Raw genomic sequence first — 16957 nt, 5'->3', positions numbered from 1 at the left:
TTCTGACATGACCTCCCTGCGGGACCCCGGGGCGGGCCCGCGCGACGCCTCCCCGCCGTCGACGCCGCAGCCCGCTCGCGTCGGCGTGCTCATGGGCAACGAGTCCGCGCTGGACGAGGTCTGCGCGATCCTCCGCCGCCGGGCTCCCGAGATCGACGTCGTGGTCAGCACGACCGGCTGGCTCCAGCTGGTGCGGTCGCCGCGATTCCCGACGGACGTCGTGGTCGTCGACTACGACCTGCCCCAGGCCGTCAGCCTCGAGGGGCGGATCCGCTCCTGCCGCGCGGCCGGTGCGGCCGTCGTCGTCCTGTCGCGGGCGGGCACGGAGGAGGTCCGACGCCGCGTCGTCGCCGCGGGGGCCGCCGCCCTGCTGACCGGACCCGTGCCCGCGGCCGACATCGTGGCCGCGGTCCGGGCGGTCGCCGCGGGTGCCCGATCCGGCCACCGCGGCGACGGCGCTCCGACGGGCGAGGAGGTGGCCGGCGCCTTCGCGAGCCCCCGCCTCAGCCAGGGGGAGGAGCAGGCCCTCCGCCTCTACGTGACCGGCCGGTCGACCCAGGCCGTCGCCACGGCGATGAACGTGCAGTACGAGACCGCGAAGACCTACCTCCGGCGCGTGCGCGCGAAGTACCGCCTGGTCGGGAGGACCGCAGGCCGGCGGTCCGACCTGATCGATCGGGCCACCGAGGACGGCTACCTTCGGTAGATGGCCAAGCTCTACTTCCGTTTCGGTGCGATGAACAGCGGCAAGAGCACCTCGATGCTCCAGGCCGCCTACAACTACGAGGAGCGCGGGCAGCACGTGCTGCTCACCAAGCCCGTGATCGACACCAAGGGCGACCGCGACATCGTCTCCCGCCTCGGCGTCCGTCGCCCGGTGGACTTCCTGCTCGAGCCCGACGCCGACGTCTGGCAGGAGTTCGGGATCCACCGCGAGCGCGTGCTGCAGGAGAAGGGCGGGCCCACGGCGTGCCTCCTCGTCGACGAGGCGCAGTTCCTCCGCGAGTCCCAAGTCGACGACCTGCTGCGCATCGCGATCCTGCAGGACGTGCCCGTCATCGCCTACGGGATCCGCACCGACTTCCAGACCGTGGCGTTCCCCGGGAGCCGGCGGCTGCTGGAGATCGCGCACAGCCTGGAGGAGATGAAGACCATCTGCCGCTGCGGACGCAAGGCCGTTTTCAACGCGCGCCAGGTCGGCGAGCGGTTCATCTTCGCGGGCGACCAGGTGGCCATCGACGGCGAGGACGTCACGTACATGTCGCTCTGCGGCGCCTGCTACCTCGCCGAGAGCGGGGGAGTGCTCACGAGCGGGCGGCCCGTCGAGGCGAGCGCGTCGGCGTTCGGCTACCCCGCGGGTCCGGACGCCGACTTCGCCTGACCCGGCCGGGCGGCGGGGGCTCGCGGCGGGTCAGTCGCGCAGGTAGCGGAGCCCGTAGGCGGTGAGCGCGCCGATGATCAGCAGGGTGGCGAGCGGGATGACGGCGACGCAGACGTCGGGCATGGGGTCGTGGCCTTCTCTTCGGGTGAGCGGCGGGCGGTGCGTTCTCGGGGAGGTGGGTGGCCTGATCCCGCGTCCACGCTAGCCCGTGGGTCCGACCGGACCCCCGCCCCAGATGCTGGGGCGTCATCCGCGGAGCGCCATTCCACGGTCCGGGGAACAGGAGCGGTGCCGCGGCTGTGGGAGCATGGGCGAGGGCGTCGCCGGGGGGCGCTCCATCGACGAGGGGGATCGCCTGTGGAACTGCGTGAATACATCCGGATCCTGCGACGATCGTGGATCCTCATCCTGCTGGTCCTGCTGCTCGGGGTGGGTGCCGCCGCCGGCTACTCGCTCGTGCAGACGCCGGAGTACCGGGCGTCGTCGAAGGTGTTCGTGTCGACGCAGTCGGCCGGCACCGTGCAGGACCTGAGCCAGGGCAGCACGTTCACGCAGCAGGCGGTCAAGAGCTACGCCGACGTGGTGGCGACGCCCGCGGTGCTCGAGCCGGTCATCGCCCAGCTGGGCCTCGACGCGACCGCGGACTCGCTGGCCCCGAAGGTCACCGCGACCGCGGCGGCCGACACCGTCATCATCCAGATCTCCGTCGAGGACGAGGAGGCCGAGTCCGCCGCCACCATCGCGAACGCGGTGGCCCGGAGCTTCACCGACTTCGTCGCCGAGCTCACGCCGCTCGACGTCAACGGCCAGCCCCAGGTGAAGATCACGACCCTGCAGGAGGCGCGGATCCCGGCATCGCCCGTGTCCCCGCAGGTCCCGCTGAACCTCGCGCTGGGCGGGCTGGTCGGGCTCGCGCTCGGCGTGGCCGTCGCCGTGCTGCGCGCCACGCTCGACACGCGGATCCGCGGCGAGCACGACCTGCGCCTCGTCACGCACGCGCCCATCCTCGGCGGCATCGCGTACGACCCGAAGGCCAAGGAGCGCCCGCTCATCGTGCAGTCGGATCCGCGCAGCCCGCGCGCCGAGTCCTTCCGCAGCCTGCGCACGAACCTGCAGTTCCTCGACTTCGGGGGCCGCGCGCGCAGCTTCGTCATCACGAGCGCGATCGAGTCGGAGGGCAAGTCCACCACCAGCGCCAACCTCGCCATCGCCCTGAGCGACGCGGGCGCCAGGGTCGCGGTCATCGACGCCGACCTGCGTCGGCCCAAGCTCGCGTCCTACCTCGGGCTCGAGGGCGCCGTCGGGCTCACCGACGTGCTCATCGGCCGCGCGGAGCTCAAGGACGTGCTGCAGCCGTGGGGCAACAGGAACATGTTCGTCCTGCCGGCGGGCCAGATCCCGCCGAACCCGAGCGAGCTGCTCGGATCGCGCACCATGGTCACCCTCCTCAAGGAGCTCGAGGCCCAGTTCGACACCGTGCTCATCGACGCGCCGCCGCTGCTCCCCGTCACCGACAGCGCCGTGCTGTCGAAGAGCGCGGGCGGGGCGATCCTCGTGGTCTCGTCCGGGCGCGCGCACCGCGGCCAGGTCCATGCGGCCATCGAGTCGCTGAACAGCGTCGGCGCGGAGGTCCTGGGCGTGGTGCTCACCATGCTCCCGACCAAGGGCCCCGACGCGTACGGCTACGGCCAGTACGGCTACTCGTACGTGCGACCGGAGAGCTCGGACAGCACCAGCCCCGCCGCGTCCTGACCCGCCGCCCATCCGTGTCGTCCCTGCGGGTCCCGCGGGGGCCTGTACGATCCGGGTGACACCACCGCTCGACCCCGCATCTCCCGCTGCGCGGACCGGCGGCCCGTGCTCCACAGGAGGAGCGGGTCCCGGATCGTCGTCGGGGCGCGGACCGGATCCGGTCGCCCGCGAGGGTGCGCCGCCCGCGCGCCGCACGATGCCCGCCACACCGGGAGACACCATGTCGGCTCACGCCGAGGCGCGACCGCGCCGCCTGCCAGGACGCACCTCAGTCCGCCGCGCCGCACGCACCGCGGGAGCCGCGCGTGGCTAGGTCGGCGCCGGACGGCCGCAAGCCGATGGCCGTCACGGGACGCGCCCCGCGACGGCGTCCCTCCCTCGGACGCATCATCCCCGGCGTCGGCGTGACCGCGGTGGTCGCCTTCCTCGTCATCGACCTGATCCTCGTCTCGGCCGCGGTGACCCGCACCGGCGGGGGATCGGGGGATGAGGGAGCCGCCACATCCGCCCCGTCCCCCTCCAGCACCGACGCGGCCGCGGCACCGACGCCCACGCCGGCGCCGAGCGCGACCCCGAGCACCACGGTCGCCGCGCCCACCGTCTTCCTCGCCGCGGGGAACGCCGAGGTCGCCTGGCGCACCACGGCCGGCTCCTGCACCGGCGAGCCCGCCCGCATCCAGACGACCATCGACGCGGGCCGCACCTGGGACACCCGGTCGACGGGCTCGTTCGACGCGCGCCGGATCCTCGCGCTGCAGGTGGAGAGCCCCGACGTCGGCAGCGTCGTCGCCGACGTCACCGCGGCGTGCTCCCGCACCACGCTGCAGAGCTTCACGGGCGGCGAGTTCTGGCGTGACGCGCCCGCGCGCACCGCGACGACGGCGTACGTCGACCCGGCGACGCCCGGCACGGTCCAGCTCGTCCAGGGCTCCAGGGACGCGCCGTGCGACGACGCCGTCCAGGTCGTCGACAGCGGCCAGGCGGCCGCGGTGCTCTGCGGATCCGGCGACCTGCACGTGCGGTCGGGCAGCGGCGACTTCCGCCGCATCGACGCGCCGGGCGCGCTCGCGCTCGCGCTCGGACCGGACGGCATCCTCACGGCCGGCACGGCCGGTTCCTGCGCGGGCACGAGCATCGGCCGCATCGTCCCCGCCTCGGGCGACGTGAGCGTGCTCGGCTGCGCGGACGCCGTGCCCACCAGCGGATCCGTCGCCCTCTCCGCCGCGGGTGCGGACGTCTGGCTTCTCACCGGCGACGCCGTCAGCATCTCCACCGACGGCGGGGCCACCTGGTGACCTCCGCGACCGGGGCCGCCCGGCCCCAGCGGCGCCGTCGGGCGCGACGCCCCTGGACGCGTCGCCGCGTCCTCCGGGTCGCGGGCGCCGTGGTCGCAGCCATCCTCGTCCTCTGGATCGTGTGGGTCGCCGCCCGCGCCCTCCTCGCCCGCGGCGAGCTCGAGCAGGCGGTGCCGCTCGCGTCGTCCGTGCAGCGCGACCTCATCGCCGGCGACCCCGCCGGTGCCTCCGCGAACGTGGCCGCCCTGCGCGAGCACTCCGCCCGCGCGGTGTCCCTGACGGGGGATCCGGTCTGGGCCGTCACCGAGCACGTGCCCTTCCTGGGCCCGAACCTCCGTGCCTTCCGCGAGATCTCCGGGATCGTCGACCGGATCGGCGGCGACGCCCTCCAGCCCGTGGTCGGCATCGCCGGGAGCCTCGACGTCTCGAGCCTCACGCCCCGCGACGGGCGGCTCGACCTCGACCCGATCGTCGCCGCGCAGGAGCCCGTCCGCCAGGCCGACGACGCGCTCGACACGGCGCTCGACGACGTGACGGCCATCGACACCGGCAGCACCGTCCGACCGGTCGCCGACGCGGTGGCGCGGCTCAGGGAGACGGTCGGCAAGGCGGCGGAGACCCTGGCGATCGTCCGCCACGTCACCGACCTCGCCCCCGCCATGCTCGGCGCCGACGGCGACCGCGAGTACCTGCTCATGTTCCAGAACAACGCCGAGGTGCGCTCCACGGGCGGCATCCCCGGCGCCCTCGCGCTCGTCCGCACGGGCGGCGGGGCGTTCTCGCTCGCCGGGCAGGACTCGGCCCGGGCGTTCCCGCGGCTCGCGGAGCCGGCGCTGCCGCTGGATCCGCAGACCGCCGGCCTCTACGGCACCATCACCGGCCGCTACATGCAGGACGTGACCCTGACCCCCGAGTTCCCGCAGGCCGCGCCGCTCGCCGCCGAGATGTGGCGGCTCAAGCACGGCGACGCCGTCGACGGCGTGATCAGCATCGACCCGGTCGCGCTCTCGTACCTCCTCGAGGCCACGGGTCCCATCACGCTCGCGACGGGGGACGTGCTCCGCTCCGACGACGCCGTCGACCTGCTCCTCCACGACGTGTACCTCCGCTACCCGGACCCCGACGTCCAGGACGCCGTCTTCGCGAGCGTCGCCGACTCGGTCTTCGCCAAGGTCGCCTCGGGCGACGTGGACCCGGGTGCGCTCGTCGCCGCGCTCGGGAAGGCGGCCGAGGAGCGGCGGATCCTCATCTGGAACTCGCGCGCCGACGAGCAGGCGACCCTCGAGGGCACGACGTTCCACGGATCGCTGCCGGAGGACAACGACGAGTCCACGGTCTTCGGCGTCTTCCTCAACGACTCGACGGGCGCGAAGATGGACTACTTCCTCTCGCTGCAGACCACGCTGGGGATGGCCATGTGCCGCGACGACGGGCGCCCGAACTACCGCACCGAGGTGCTCCTCGGATCCACGGCCCCGGCCGACGCGGCCTCCCTCCCCTTCGTGATCACGGGCGGCGGCGTCTACGGGGTCGCCCCGGGCGACGTCAAGACGCGCGTGGCCGTCTACGGGCCGCCCGGCACGGTGCCGCTGCGGGTCGAGATCGACGGCCAGGACACGCCGTTCCAGCCCGAGGTGGTGGGCGGCCGGGCCGTGGCCCAGGTCGAGGTGACGCTCTCGCCCGGACAGGAGGTCCGCATCTCGGTGGACACGCTGGGGGACAAAAAGACCGACACGCCCCTGTCCATCGTCACGACCCCGGTGATTAACACGATCGCAACACAGTTCCGCTCGCTCTCCTGCGACCCGGCCCAGTAGTCTCCTAAGCGGGGGAATGATCGACGGCGGACCCGAGTCCGCTTGTGGCCCCTGAGCACCACGATTGACTCACACAGGGGGAACCACATGTTCAAGAAGATCCTCGCCGGGGCGGCCATCGCCCTCGCCGCGACGTTCACCGTCTCGACCGCCGTCACCGCGGCCCCGTACACGCCCGAGGGCGGCGTCACCGTCAGCGACCCGACCGTCGCGCCCGGCCAGAGCACCGTCCTGTCCTTCGCGGACGGCTCGTTCGCGCCGAGCGTCCCCGTCACCATCACCATCACCGGTGAGGACGCGGCCAACGCCACGCTGGCCTCCTTCCGCACGGCCCCCATGGCCGTGACGAGCAACTCCATCACCAAGAACTCGACCAGCGCCGGCGGCCTCCGCGTCACCGTCACGCTGCCCGCCGGCTCCGCCTCGGGCACCTACGCCCTCACCGGCACCGACACCGAGGGCAACACGGTCTCGACCTCGATCTCCGTCGTCGCGGCCGCCGGCAACGGCACCGCCACGGGTGGCGCCGCCGGCGGCACCGCCGCCGACGGCTCGGCCGGCCTCCCCGTCACGGGTGGCCAGCTGCCCGTCGTCCTCATCTGGACCGGCGGCGGCCTGCTGCTGCTCGGTGCCGCGCTCGTCGCGGTGCTCGCGACGGTCCGTCGCCAGCGCACCACGGTCTGATCCGCATCACGACCCGCGTCGCCTGGCTCCCTCCTGGAGCATGGTGACGGAAGGCCCCGAGGCTCTCGCCTCGGGGCCTTCCGCCGTCTCCGGGCGCCGGATGCCCCCAGTCCGGGGCCGATCGCGCCCGTGCGCCTCCTCGCGGAGCGCCGACGCGGATAGCATCTCGATCGTGGGTTTACCCGACCCGCTGTCTGCCTGAAGGCGTCGACCCGAAATCGCGCGTCGCGGACACCACCGCTCCGAGGCGATACCCGTCGTGCCATGGCACGTCCGTCCCGGGCGAATCAGAGAAGGCACACCCGAGATGCTCGCCAAGACCCTGGCGGGCGCGTTCGTCGCGCTCGCCATCACCGTTTCCCTCCCCCTCGCCGCCCAGGCCGAGAACTACGTCCCCAAGGACTCCGCCATCGCCTGCAGCGGCATGTCGGTGACCCCCGCCGCCGTCGCACCCGGCGAGTCGGTCCGGATCGCCGGCGTCGCCGGATCCTTCACGCCGGGCGAGACCGTCGCCGTCCGCCTCTCCGCCACGGCCGGGGCACCCGCCGCCGCGGGCGACCCCGCCGCGTCCGTCACGGCGGCGTCCGACGGCTCCGTCTCCGGCACGCTCGCCGTGCCGACGACGGCGACCGGCACCCTGCGCGCGAACCAGAACGCCGCGTCCGGCGACCACTGGTGCGGCATCGTGTCCGTGGTCCCGGCCAGCGCCCGCCCGGCGGCGGAGGGCGGCTCGCTCCCCATCACCGGCGGGACGCTGCCCACCGGGCTCGCGATCACCGGCGGCGGGCTGCTCCTCGCCGGCGCCGCGGCAGCGGGCCTCGCGACGGTCCGCCGTCGCCGCGCCTCCTGACGCGCGACGCCGCTCCGACGGCGGCGCGGGCGGATCCGATCACGACCGGATCCGCCCGCGTCGTCGCGCCCGGGCCGCGATGATCGCCGCTGCCGCCGCCCCCAGGACAGCTCCCGCGCCGTTCGCCAGCACGTCGGTGACCGACGCCACGCGCGCCGGGAGGAACGCGCCCTGCGCGAGCTCGACCGACGCGGACATGGCCGTGCCCGCGAAGGCGACCACCCACCAGCGTCGGCTCCCGAAGGCGAGGACGCCGAGCATGCCGAGCGGCACGAACAGGGCGACGTTGGCGACCTCCTCGATCATCGAGTAGCGGAACCAGGGCGCCCCGTGGTCCTGCAGGAGCAGCACGCCGCGCATCAGGTACGGGTACACGCCGCGGTCGACGCTGTCGGGCGTGAGCGTCACCAGCCCGATCAGGGCCACGTACGCCAGGAGGAGCGCGGCGGCCTGACGCCGACGGGAGCGTCGGCGGTCGCGGTCCCGCCGCGCGCGCCAGGTCGAACGACCGGTCGAGCCGTCCGCGGCCGCGGCGGATTCCCGGGACCCGGACGTCGCGCCCGGTCGGGGTGCGGGGGCGGCGGGATCCATGAGGGCCGCAGCCTAGCAACGCGCACCGGACGAGGAATGCCCCGCGGATCCCGCCCGTTCACCCGGCGTGACCCACCTCGAACGCATCCCGCTGAACGTGCTCGACCTCGCACCCCGTCCCTTCGGCGGCACGAACGCCGACGCCGTCGCGGGCAGCATCCGCCTCGCGCAGGCCGCGGAGGAGGCCGGGTACTCCCGGTTCTGGGTCGCGGAGCACCACGGCATGCCGGGGATCGCCAGCTCCGCCCCCGCGGTCCTCCTCGCGGGCATCGCGGCGCGCACCTCCACCATCCGCGTCGGCAGCGGCGGCGTGATGCTGCCGAACCACACGCCGCTCGTCGTCGCCGAGCAGTTCGGCACCCTCCGCGCCCTCTACGGCGACCGGATCGACCTCGGCATCGGCCGCGCGCCGGGCACCGACGGGGCCACCGCGATGGCGCTCCGACGCAGCGAGGCGGGCCTCGGCGTCGACGACTTCCCGCAGCAGCTCGTCGACCTGGTCGGCTTCTTCACGGGCGGCATGGCGGACGACAACCCGCTCCGCGGCATCACGGCCGTGCCGGGGCTGGGGGACCGGCCGCAGATGTGGCTGCTCGGATCCAGCGGCTACTCCGCGCAGGTCGCGGCCGCCCTCGGGATCCGCTTCGCCTTCGCGCACCACTTCGCCGGCGACCGCACCGAGCAGGCGCTCCAGCTGTATCGCGAGCGCTTCCAGCCGAGCGACGACCTCGCCGCGCCGCACAGCGCCATCGCGGTGAGCGTCATCGCCGACGAGGACCCGGACGTCGTCGAGCGCGAGGCGCGCGCCGGCCGGATCACGTGGCTCCGCATGCGCCAGGGCGGGAAGCCCCAGCCCGTGGATCCCGCCGAGGCCGCCGCGTACGGGTTCAGCGACCTCGAGCGCGAGATCATCGGGGCGCGCGACCGGCGCCAGGCCATCGGCTCGCCCGACGCCGTCCGCACCGGCCTCGCGCGCCTGCTCACGAGCACCGGGGCCGACGAGCTCATCGTCGCGCCGTCGTCCACGACGCTCGAGCACCGCATCGCCACCCTCCGCACGGTGCGCGATCTGGACATCGGGGAGGCTCGCGCGGGCTGATCGCGAGTGCACTCATCACATTTCGGCCACGGGGAGCTGAGACCCTCCCTGAGGCGGATGTGGCGCCTCGGAGCGCGGGTTAGATTCGTACCATGAGGAAAACTGACCTGACCATCTCGACCCGGTTGGGCGCGTTCCTCGGACTCGTCGGCATGAGCACGATCGCCGGCGTGCTCGTCGCCGCCATGGTGACCCCTGCCATCGCCGTCTCGGGCATCGCGGCCAACAGCACCATCGGCGTGTTCGAGGACATCCCGGACAACCTGCAGATCGACAACCTCGCGCAGAAGACGGTCCTCTTCGCCAAGCAGGGCGACAGCCAGGTCCCCTTCGCCGAGTTCTTCTCGCAGGACCGCGAGGAGGTCCCGTGGGACGCCGTCTCGCAGTACGCGAAGGACGCCGCCATCGCGACCGAGGATCCCCGCTACTACGAGCACGGCGGCGTCGACGTGCTGTCGGCCGCCCGCGCCCTGGCGCAGAACGTGCTGAACAAGGAGGTCCAGTCCGGCGCCTCCACCATCACGATGCAGTACGTCCGCAACGTCCTGGTCCAGAAGGCCCAGAACATGGTCGACTCCTCCGACGAGGCCACGCAGGCCGAGGGCCGCACGGCCTTCCAGGAGGCCACCCAGCCCGACATGCCCCGCAAGCTCAAGGAGATGCGGATGGCGATCGGGGTGGAGAAGAAGTACTCCAAGAACGAGATCCTCCTCGCGTACCTCAACATCGCGAACTTCGGCAGCCGGGTCTACGGCATCGAGTCCGCGGCGCGCTACTACTTCAACGTCTCGGCGGCCGACCTCAACCTGGAGCAGGCCGCGAGCCTCATCGCCACGGTCAACGCGCCGGAGGTCTTCAAGATCGACAACCCGGACAACCTCGAGCGCAACAAGGAGCGCCGCGACCTCCTGCTGCGGAACATGCTCAAGGAGCAGAAGATCACGCAGGAGCAGTTCGACGCGGCCTCGGCGGCGGAGGTCACCCCGACGATCACGCCCTCCACGAGCGGCTGCATCCAGGCGAACCCGATATCGGCCGCGTACTTCTGCGACTACGTGAAGAACGAGATCCTCACGAACGACGAGTTCGGCGAGACCGCCGCCGACCGCGACGCGCTGCTCAAGCGCGGCGGCCTGCAGGTCTACACGACGCTCGACCTCGACATCCAGGGCAACGCGGCGGAGCAGATGCGCAAGCAGGTGCCCACCACGGCGCGGTTCACGAAGATCGGCGGATCTGTGGTCTCCCGCGAGGTGAAGACCGGCCGCATCATCGCGATGGCGCAGAACACCGACTACGGGGTCGCGCAGGACCAGCCCGGCGTCACCGAGATCAACTACTCGGCCGACAAGGCGCACGGCGGCTCCGCCGGCTTCCAGGTCGGATCGACGTACAAGATCTTCACGCTCGTGGACTGGCTGAAGAGCGGGAAGTCGGTCTACCAGACGGTCAACGCGTCGAAGACCACCTGGTCGGCCAGCGAGTTCACCCGGTGCGGCGACAACCTCGCCGGATCCCCGGACTACAAGGTGACGAACGACACCAACACGGGCGCCACGTCGAACCAGAACGTGCTCGCCGCGACGGTCGCCTCCGTGAACTCGGCCTTCGTGGCCATGGCGAGCCAGCTCGACCTGTGCGACATCAGCAAGACGGCGACCGAGATGGGCGCGTACAACGCGGACAAGCGGGAGCTCTCCAGCTTCCCGTCCGACGTGGTCGGCTCGGGCGGCAACACCGTCGCCCCGCTCCAGATGGCCACCTCCTTCGCCTCCGTCGCGAACCAGGGCACCATGTGCCCGCCCATCGCGATCGACAAGGTCGTCCTCCCGGACGAGTCCGAGCTCGTGACCCCGAAGAGCGAGTGCGCCCAGGCCATGACCCCGGAGGTCGCGAACACCGCGGCCTTCGCGCTCAAGGCGGTCATGGGCGGGACGGGCGCCGCGTCGAACCCGCGCGACGGCACCGACATCCTGGGCAAGACGGGCACGACGGACCGATCGAAGGACACCTGGTTCGTGGGGTCCTCCAGCGAGGTCACCACGGCCGTGTGGGTGGGCAACGTCGAGGGCTTCGTGTCCATGCGCCGCAACGTCCTCAACGGCGCGGCCGCGGACAGCGCCCGCCACCGGATCTTCAAGCCGCTGCAGACGTTCATCGACGACCGGTACCCGGCGGCGGACTTCCCCGCGCCGAGCAGCACGCTGACGAAGCGGCCCTACGTCCCGCCGGCACCGCGGCCCACGCAGTCGGCCGCGCCGACGGCGCCGAGCGCCCCCCAGGCTCCTGCTGCCCCCGCGCAGCCGGCACCGCCGGCTCCTCCCGCCGACGACACGGAGGACTGAGCCCGCGCTCGATGGGGAGCGCGCGCCGACGGCCGTCGCCTCCGGGCGGCGGCCGTCGTGCTGTGCGCCGCCCGGCCTCGGATCCCTCGGACCGAGCGCCTCGTAGACTGGACGACCGCCACCCCACCGACCCGCGAAGGCCATCATGACCGGGACCCCGACGTCCGCACCCGCGCGCGTGCGCACGCTCCTGCCCGGCATCGAGGGCCTCCGCGGCGTCGCCGCCGTGGCCGTGCTGCTGTACCACGTGCAGCGGCAGCTCGCGCGGCCGACGACCGACGTCCCGCTGGTGGGGGAGGTCGCGTTCTTCAGCCACGGCGTCACGCTCTTCTTCGTGCTGAGCGGCTTCCTGCTGTTCCTGCCGTTCGCGCGGAGCCTCGTCGACGGCGGCGCGATGCCGCGCCTCTCGCGATACGCCGCCAACCGGGCGCTCCGCGTCTTCCCCGGCTACATCGTGGTGCTGCTGCTCGTGAGCCTCGTGCTGCGGGTGGCGATCCTGCCGCGGGAGTCCCGCGACGCGGGTCTCGCGGTGGGGACGCTCGGTCCCGTCGACACGGTGGTCAACGCCCTGCTGCTGCAGGGCTACGCGCCGCGCACGCTGCGCAGCGGCATCGAGGTCGCCTGGACCCTCGCCGTCGAGGTCTCCTTCTACGTGCTGCTGCCCGCCGTGGCGCTCCTCGCGGCACGGCTGCTCCGGGGGAGGGCGACGTGGATCCGCGCCCTCGCCCCCGCGGCGGCGCTCCTCGTGATCGGCGTGGCGGGCAAAGTGTGGTCCATGATCGCGCAGGCGCCCCTCGGGCACGGCGGCCGTCTCGCGAGCGACTGGGGCGCCACGTGGGAGGCGGTCGTGAACCGCAGCATCCTCGTGCACGCGGACCTGTTCGCCTACGGCATGGCGGCGGCCGTGGTCCTGCTCACGGTGTCCGCTGACGAGGGCCTGCGCGACCGCGTCGCGACTTGGCGCGTGCCGGCCGGGATCGTGGCCGCCGCGCTCGTCGTCGTCGCCTCCGAGGCCCCCGTGGGTGCCTTCGAGGAGAGCGTCGTCGCCGCGTCGTGCGCGACGCTGCTGCTCCTGGTGGCCCTGCCGCGTCGCGGGGGATCGCTCGGTCCCGTCACGCGGTTCCTCGAGCTGCGCTGGATCGCCTGGCTCGGCACGATCTCGTTCAGCGTCTACCTCTGGCACCTGCCGGTGATCCGCTTCCTCCGCCGCGCGGGCCTCGTCCTGCCGGACACGCTCGCGGGCTTCGCCCTCAACACCCTCATCGTGGGCGCGGTGACCCTCGTGCTCTCGGCGGCGACCTACTACGCGATCGAGCGTCCGGCGCTCCGGCTCAAGCCCGCCTCCCGCTGAGTCGGCCTCCCGCTGAGTCGGCCTCCCCCTGAGTCCGGCCTCGAGTGGAGGGGACGACGAAGGGCCGCTCCCGGAGGAGCGGCCCTTCGTGGTGATGCCGGTCGTGCTCTGCCTCCCGGAGGAGGCGACCTCCCCGAGGAGGCGATGTGTCGGGGTAACAGGATTTGAACCTGCGACCTCTTCGTCCCGAACGAAGCGCGCTACCAAACTGCGCCACACCCCGATGGCCCGAGGGCCGGGTTATACGATACCCGATGTTCCGGGCTCCCGAGTACGCGCCGGGCGGCTAGACCGCCGTGAGCGTGAGCAGCGTCGCCTCGGGGTAGCAGGCGAAGCGCACCGGCGCGTAGATGGACGTGCCGAGGCCGGCGCTCACGTGCAGGTACGCGGCCCGGTCGGCGTGGGGCCACACGCTGAGGCCCTTGACCTGGCGCCGCGGGATGTCGCAGTTGGTCACGAGCGCGCCGTAGCCGGGCACGCAGACCTGGCCGCCGTGGGTGTGCCCCGCGAAGACCATGCGGGCGCCGTTGGTGACGAAGGAGTCGAGCACCCGGCGGTAGGGCGCATGCGCGACGCCGATCGACACGACCGGCGCGTCCGAGGCGCCCTGGTAGGCGTCCCCGTCCTCCCGCAGCGCGTCGAGCGCGCCCGGGAGCTCCTCGAGGCGGTCGAAGTCGCGGTGCGGGTCGTCCACGCCGAAGAACTCCAGCAGCGTGCCGTTGACCTCGATCGCGCCCGCGGCGTTGTTGAGGTCGACCCAGCCGAGGGACGCGTAGAGCCGCTCGAGCCGCGGGAGGTCGAGGTCCGCCGGGCGCTGCGTGGCGTGCGTGTTCGCGGTGAAGTACTTGAACGGGTTCTTCATCATCGGCCCGTAGTAGTCGTTGGAGCCGTGCACGAAGACGCCGGGGACCCCGCGGAAGGCCTCGAGCGTCTCCTCGACGGCGACGATGCCCTGCTCGTGGCCCGTGTTGTCGCCGGTGTCGACGACGAGGTCGGGCTTCAGGTCCGCGAGCTCGCGCACCCAGCGCTGCTTCTTGTGCTGCCACGGGGCCATGTGCATGTCCGAGAGGTGGAGCACGCGGATGGGGTCGGCGCCCACGGGGAGCACCGGCACCGTCACCTCGCGGAGGGTGAAGCGGCGCCGCTCGTAGAAGGACGCGTACGCGAAGACCGCGGCGCCCGCCGCGACGACTCCGCCGGCGGTGCGCGCGATCGTGCCGATGACGCTCATCAGCTGCGCCCGATGTAGAGCGTGACGGGACCGCCGCTCTGCTGGCCGGCCGCGGGATCCGTGCGGGTCGCCCTGCCGATCTGCGAGTTGTCCTGCACCTGCTCCTGCGCCATGGTCACGTCGAAGCCGGCCGCGCGCAGCGCCTGGCGGGCGCTCGTCATGTCCTGCCCGCGCACGTCCGGGACGGTGCCCGGCGTGCCCTGCTGCTGGCTCTGGTCGGGGCCGCTGCTGGTGAAGACCGTCACGGTGGAACCGCGGGCGGCGTTGGCGCCGGCGCCCGGATCGGACCCGCTGACCTGCCCGGCGGGCACGCTCGAGGACGGGCGTGCGCCGCCCTGGGCGAAGGACAGGCCCGCACCCTCGATGGCCGACTGGGCGTCGGCGGGCGACATCCCCGAGACGTCCGGCACCTGGACCGTCGGCGTGCGGGTGAGGTCGGCTGCCGGGCCGGGGAACGCCGATCCCTTGTAGACCGCGTTCACGGCCTGCATGAACGGCTTCCAGACGGCGAAGCGCGCGGTGGACATGAGCTGTCCGTTGGGGAGCCTGGTGGTGCGCTGCTGGATCTGTTGGCCCGAGGAGCTGCCGACCCAGATGGCGGTGGTGACCTCGGTGCTGGATCCGACGAACCAGGTGTCCTTCGCCCTGTCCGTGGTGCCCGTCTTGCCGATGAGCGGCGTGCCGTCGTTCGTGTTCGCGGGGGCGCCGGTGGCGCCCATGACGCCCGCGAGGGCGTACGCGGCCGTGTGCGCGACGTCGGGGCTCACGGCCTCGCGGCAGTTCGCGGACGGCGGCGTGATCTCGGTGTCGTCCGGCAAGACCACCTTGTCGATCATGATCGAGTCGCACGTGGTGCCGTTGTTGGCCACGGTCGCGTACGCCTGGGCCATCGTGAGGGGGGCGATGTTGTTGCCGCCCGAGCCGATGATGTCGGACACGTAGTTGGACAGCGGCTTGTCGCGCTCGGCCTGGTGGATGCCGATGTCCTTCGCGGTCTGGCCGATGCCGCACATGTCGAGCTCGCTGGCCATGGCCATGAACGCGGTGTTGGTGGAGTTGGCCGTCCCCGACATCACGGTGCGGTTCGGGCCGGGAGCCGCGCCGTCGTTGGTGACCTTGAGGACGTCGGAGCCGAGGTTGCCGCCCGTGCAGCTGTCCTGGAAGTCGCGGCCGCTCCACGTGCCGTTGGAGGAGCGCACGACCTCGTTGACCGAGTGCCCCTCCTTCAGCCACTCGAGGAGCGTCACGAGCTTGTACGTCGATCCCACCTGGAAGCCGCCGGATCCGCCGTAGTCCTGGTCGGTGTTGTAGTTGACGCTGGTGACCCCGCGCTGGTCGCCGTTGCCGTAGTCGGTGTTCTGCACCATGGCGATGACACGGCCGGTCTTGGCCTCCACGCTCGTCATCGCGGATCCCACGTTGATGCTGTTCATCGTGGTGGGGATCTGCTTGCGCAGGTCGTCCGTGGCCTTGGCCTGCAGGTCGAGGTTGAGCGTCGTGTAGATCTTGTAGCCGTTGCGGTTGAGGTTGTTGGTGCGCTCGGTGGAGTCCTTGCCGAAGGCGTCCGAGTTCTCGACCGTGTACTTGACCGCGTCGCAGAAGTAGGCGGCGCTCGCGGGCTGCGCCGCGTTGCATCCGCTGACCGACGGGGTGATCGCCGGGGTGACCGGGGTGGCGATGGCCTCGTCGCGCTGCTCCTGCGTGATGCTGTGGTGCTTGAGCATGTTGTCGATGAGGATGTCGCGCCGCTGCTGGTTCGCCGGGATGTTCCCCGGCTCGTCGATGCGGAGGGCGGTGGGGTAGTTGACCGTCGCGACGAGGCTCGCGGCCTGCGCGATGCTGAGGTCCTTCGCGTCCACGCCGTAGTAGTACTTGGCGGCCGACTGGATGCCGTAGACGCTGCCGCCGTAGTTCGCGATGTTGAGGTAGCCGAGCAGGATGTCGTTCTTGGCGAACTTCTTCTCCAGCCCGATCGCCAGGCGCATCTCCTTGAGCTTGCGGGCGGTCGACTCCTGCGTCGCCTCCGCGTAGGCCTTCTTGCCCGCGTCCGGATCCGTCGCCGCCAGCGTCTCGGCCTTCTGCACGAGCACGTTCTTCACGTACTGCATCGTGATGGTGCTCGCACCCGACTCGACGCCGCCGCCGATGACGTTCTGGGCCAGCGCGCGGAACGTGGACTGCACGTCGACGCCGCCGTGCTCGTAGAAGCGGGGGTCCTCCGTGTCGACGGCCGCGGCCTTCGCGTTGTCGGAGACCTCGTCCCACCCGACCTCCTCGCGGTTCTGCGCGTAGAACTCGGCGAACTTGACCGGCTGGCCGCCCTGCGTGGCGTACAGCTCGGTCTTCTGGGCGAGGTTGTCGATCTGCAGGTAGTCCGGCAGGTCCTCGAAGAGCCCGATCGTGTTGTTGGCCGCGAGGCTCGTGACGGCGATGGCCGGGGTGACCATCGCCGCGACCAGCACGCCGGCCACGGCGCTCATGCCGAGGACGCCCGTGAGCGCGGCGGCGACGCGGCCGGGCGTGTTCTTGGAAGCAGACATAGACTCCAGAGTACGGGAAGG

General features: G+C 72.4%; 13 protein-coding genes and 1 tRNA gene. 10 read left to right on the top strand and 4 right to left on the bottom strand.

The window, feature by feature from the left end; all coding sequences use genetic code 11:
• The first annotated feature begins 7 nt into the window (after positions 1 to 7).
• The 7 genes from BFL37_RS04300 (at position 8) to BFL37_RS04270 (ending at position 7779) form a co-directional block, all read left to right on the top strand.
• Positions 8 to 706 carry a DNA-binding response regulator gene (locus BFL37_RS04300; protein WP_086513912.1) on the top strand — a complete coding sequence of 233 codons (699 nt, stop codon included), beginning with the start codon at positions 8 to 10 and terminating at the stop codon, positions 704 to 706.
• The gene (locus BFL37_RS04295) at positions 707 to 1381 is read left to right on the top strand and encodes a thymidine kinase (protein WP_043584435.1); all 675 of its coding nucleotides are present in this window, start codon (positions 707 to 709) and stop codon (positions 1379 to 1381) included. It begins immediately after the preceding gene.
• A 357-nt stretch (positions 1382 to 1738) separates the two neighbouring features.
• Entirely contained in the window at positions 1739 to 3133 is a 1395-nt protein-coding gene (locus BFL37_RS04290) for a polysaccharide biosynthesis tyrosine autokinase (RefSeq protein WP_086513911.1), read from the top strand.
• Between the two features lie 305 nt (positions 3134 to 3438).
• Positions 3439 to 4428 carry a hypothetical protein gene (locus BFL37_RS04285; RefSeq protein WP_241533848.1) on the top strand — a complete coding sequence of 330 codons (990 nt, stop codon included), beginning with the start codon at positions 3439 to 3441 and terminating at the stop codon, positions 4426 to 4428.
• Positions 4429 to 4517: 89 nt separating this feature from the next.
• The gene (locus BFL37_RS04280; RefSeq protein ID WP_241533847.1) at positions 4518 to 6245 is read left to right on the top strand and encodes a DUF4012 domain-containing protein; all 1728 of its coding nucleotides are present in this window, start codon (positions 4518 to 4520) and stop codon (positions 6243 to 6245) included.
• An 87-nt stretch (positions 6246 to 6332) separates the two neighbouring features.
• Positions 6333 to 6929, top strand: coding sequence for a sortase (locus BFL37_RS04275; RefSeq protein ID WP_086513908.1), 597 nt, complete (start codon positions 6333 to 6335; stop codon positions 6927 to 6929).
• A gap of 307 nt (positions 6930 to 7236) precedes the next feature.
• A complete protein-coding gene (locus BFL37_RS04270) occupies positions 7237 to 7779 on the top strand; it encodes a sortase (RefSeq protein WP_241533846.1) in 543 nt (180 codons plus the stop codon).
• Between the two features lie 39 nt (positions 7780 to 7818).
• On the opposite strand, the gene BFL37_RS04265 is transcribed toward BFL37_RS04270, so the two are convergent.
• On the bottom strand, positions 7819 to 8205 hold the full coding sequence (locus tag BFL37_RS04265; RefSeq protein ID WP_241533845.1) for a VanZ family protein: 387 nt from the start codon (positions 8203 to 8205) through the stop codon (positions 7819 to 7821).
• A gap of 232 nt (positions 8206 to 8437) precedes the next feature.
• On the opposite strand from BFL37_RS04265, the gene BFL37_RS04260 reads away from it, so the two are divergent.
• From BFL37_RS04260 to BFL37_RS04250, 3 genes are all read left to right on the top strand, one after another.
• Positions 8438 to 9469: an LLM class flavin-dependent oxidoreductase gene (locus BFL37_RS04260; RefSeq protein WP_086513905.1), complete on the top strand. Its 1032-nt coding sequence runs from the start codon at positions 8438 to 8440 to the stop codon at positions 9467 to 9469.
• Positions 9470 to 9561: 92 nt separating this feature from the next.
• Positions 9562 to 11814 carry a transglycosylase domain-containing protein gene (locus tag BFL37_RS04255; protein WP_086513904.1) on the top strand — a complete coding sequence of 751 codons (2253 nt, stop codon included), beginning with the start codon at positions 9562 to 9564 and terminating at the stop codon, positions 11812 to 11814.
• Between the two features lie 145 nt (positions 11815 to 11959).
• Positions 11960 to 13165 carry an acyltransferase family protein gene (locus tag BFL37_RS04250; protein WP_086513903.1) on the top strand — a complete coding sequence of 402 codons (1206 nt, stop codon included), beginning with the start codon at positions 11960 to 11962 and terminating at the stop codon, positions 13163 to 13165.
• A 149-nt stretch (positions 13166 to 13314) separates the two neighbouring features.
• Here BFL37_RS04250 and BFL37_RS04245 read toward each other — a convergent pair.
• The 3 genes from BFL37_RS04245 to BFL37_RS04235 all read right to left on the bottom strand — a co-directional run bounded on the left by BFL37_RS04245 (position 13315) and on the right by BFL37_RS04235 (position 16936).
• Positions 13315 to 13388 (bottom strand) — tRNA-Pro (locus BFL37_RS04245).
• Between the two features lie 63 nt (positions 13389 to 13451).
• On the bottom strand, positions 13452 to 14396 hold the full coding sequence (locus BFL37_RS04240; protein ID WP_086513902.1) for a metallophosphoesterase: 945 nt from the start codon (positions 14394 to 14396) through the stop codon (positions 13452 to 13454).
• The gene (locus tag BFL37_RS04235; protein WP_086513901.1) at positions 14396 to 16936 is read right to left on the bottom strand and encodes a transglycosylase domain-containing protein; all 2541 of its coding nucleotides are present in this window, start codon (positions 16934 to 16936) and stop codon (positions 14396 to 14398) included. Before BFL37_RS04235 ends, BFL37_RS04240 begins: the two co-directional genes overlap by 1 nt.
• Positions 16937 to 16957 lie beyond the last annotated feature (21 nt).

The organism is Clavibacter michiganensis (assembly GCF_002151125.1).
Taxonomy (GTDB): Bacteria; Actinomycetota; Actinomycetes; order Actinomycetales; family Microbacteriaceae; genus Clavibacter; species Clavibacter michiganensis_C.
Note: the sequence above shows the minus strand (reverse complement) of the source record. Positions and strands in the feature narration are given on the sequence as shown.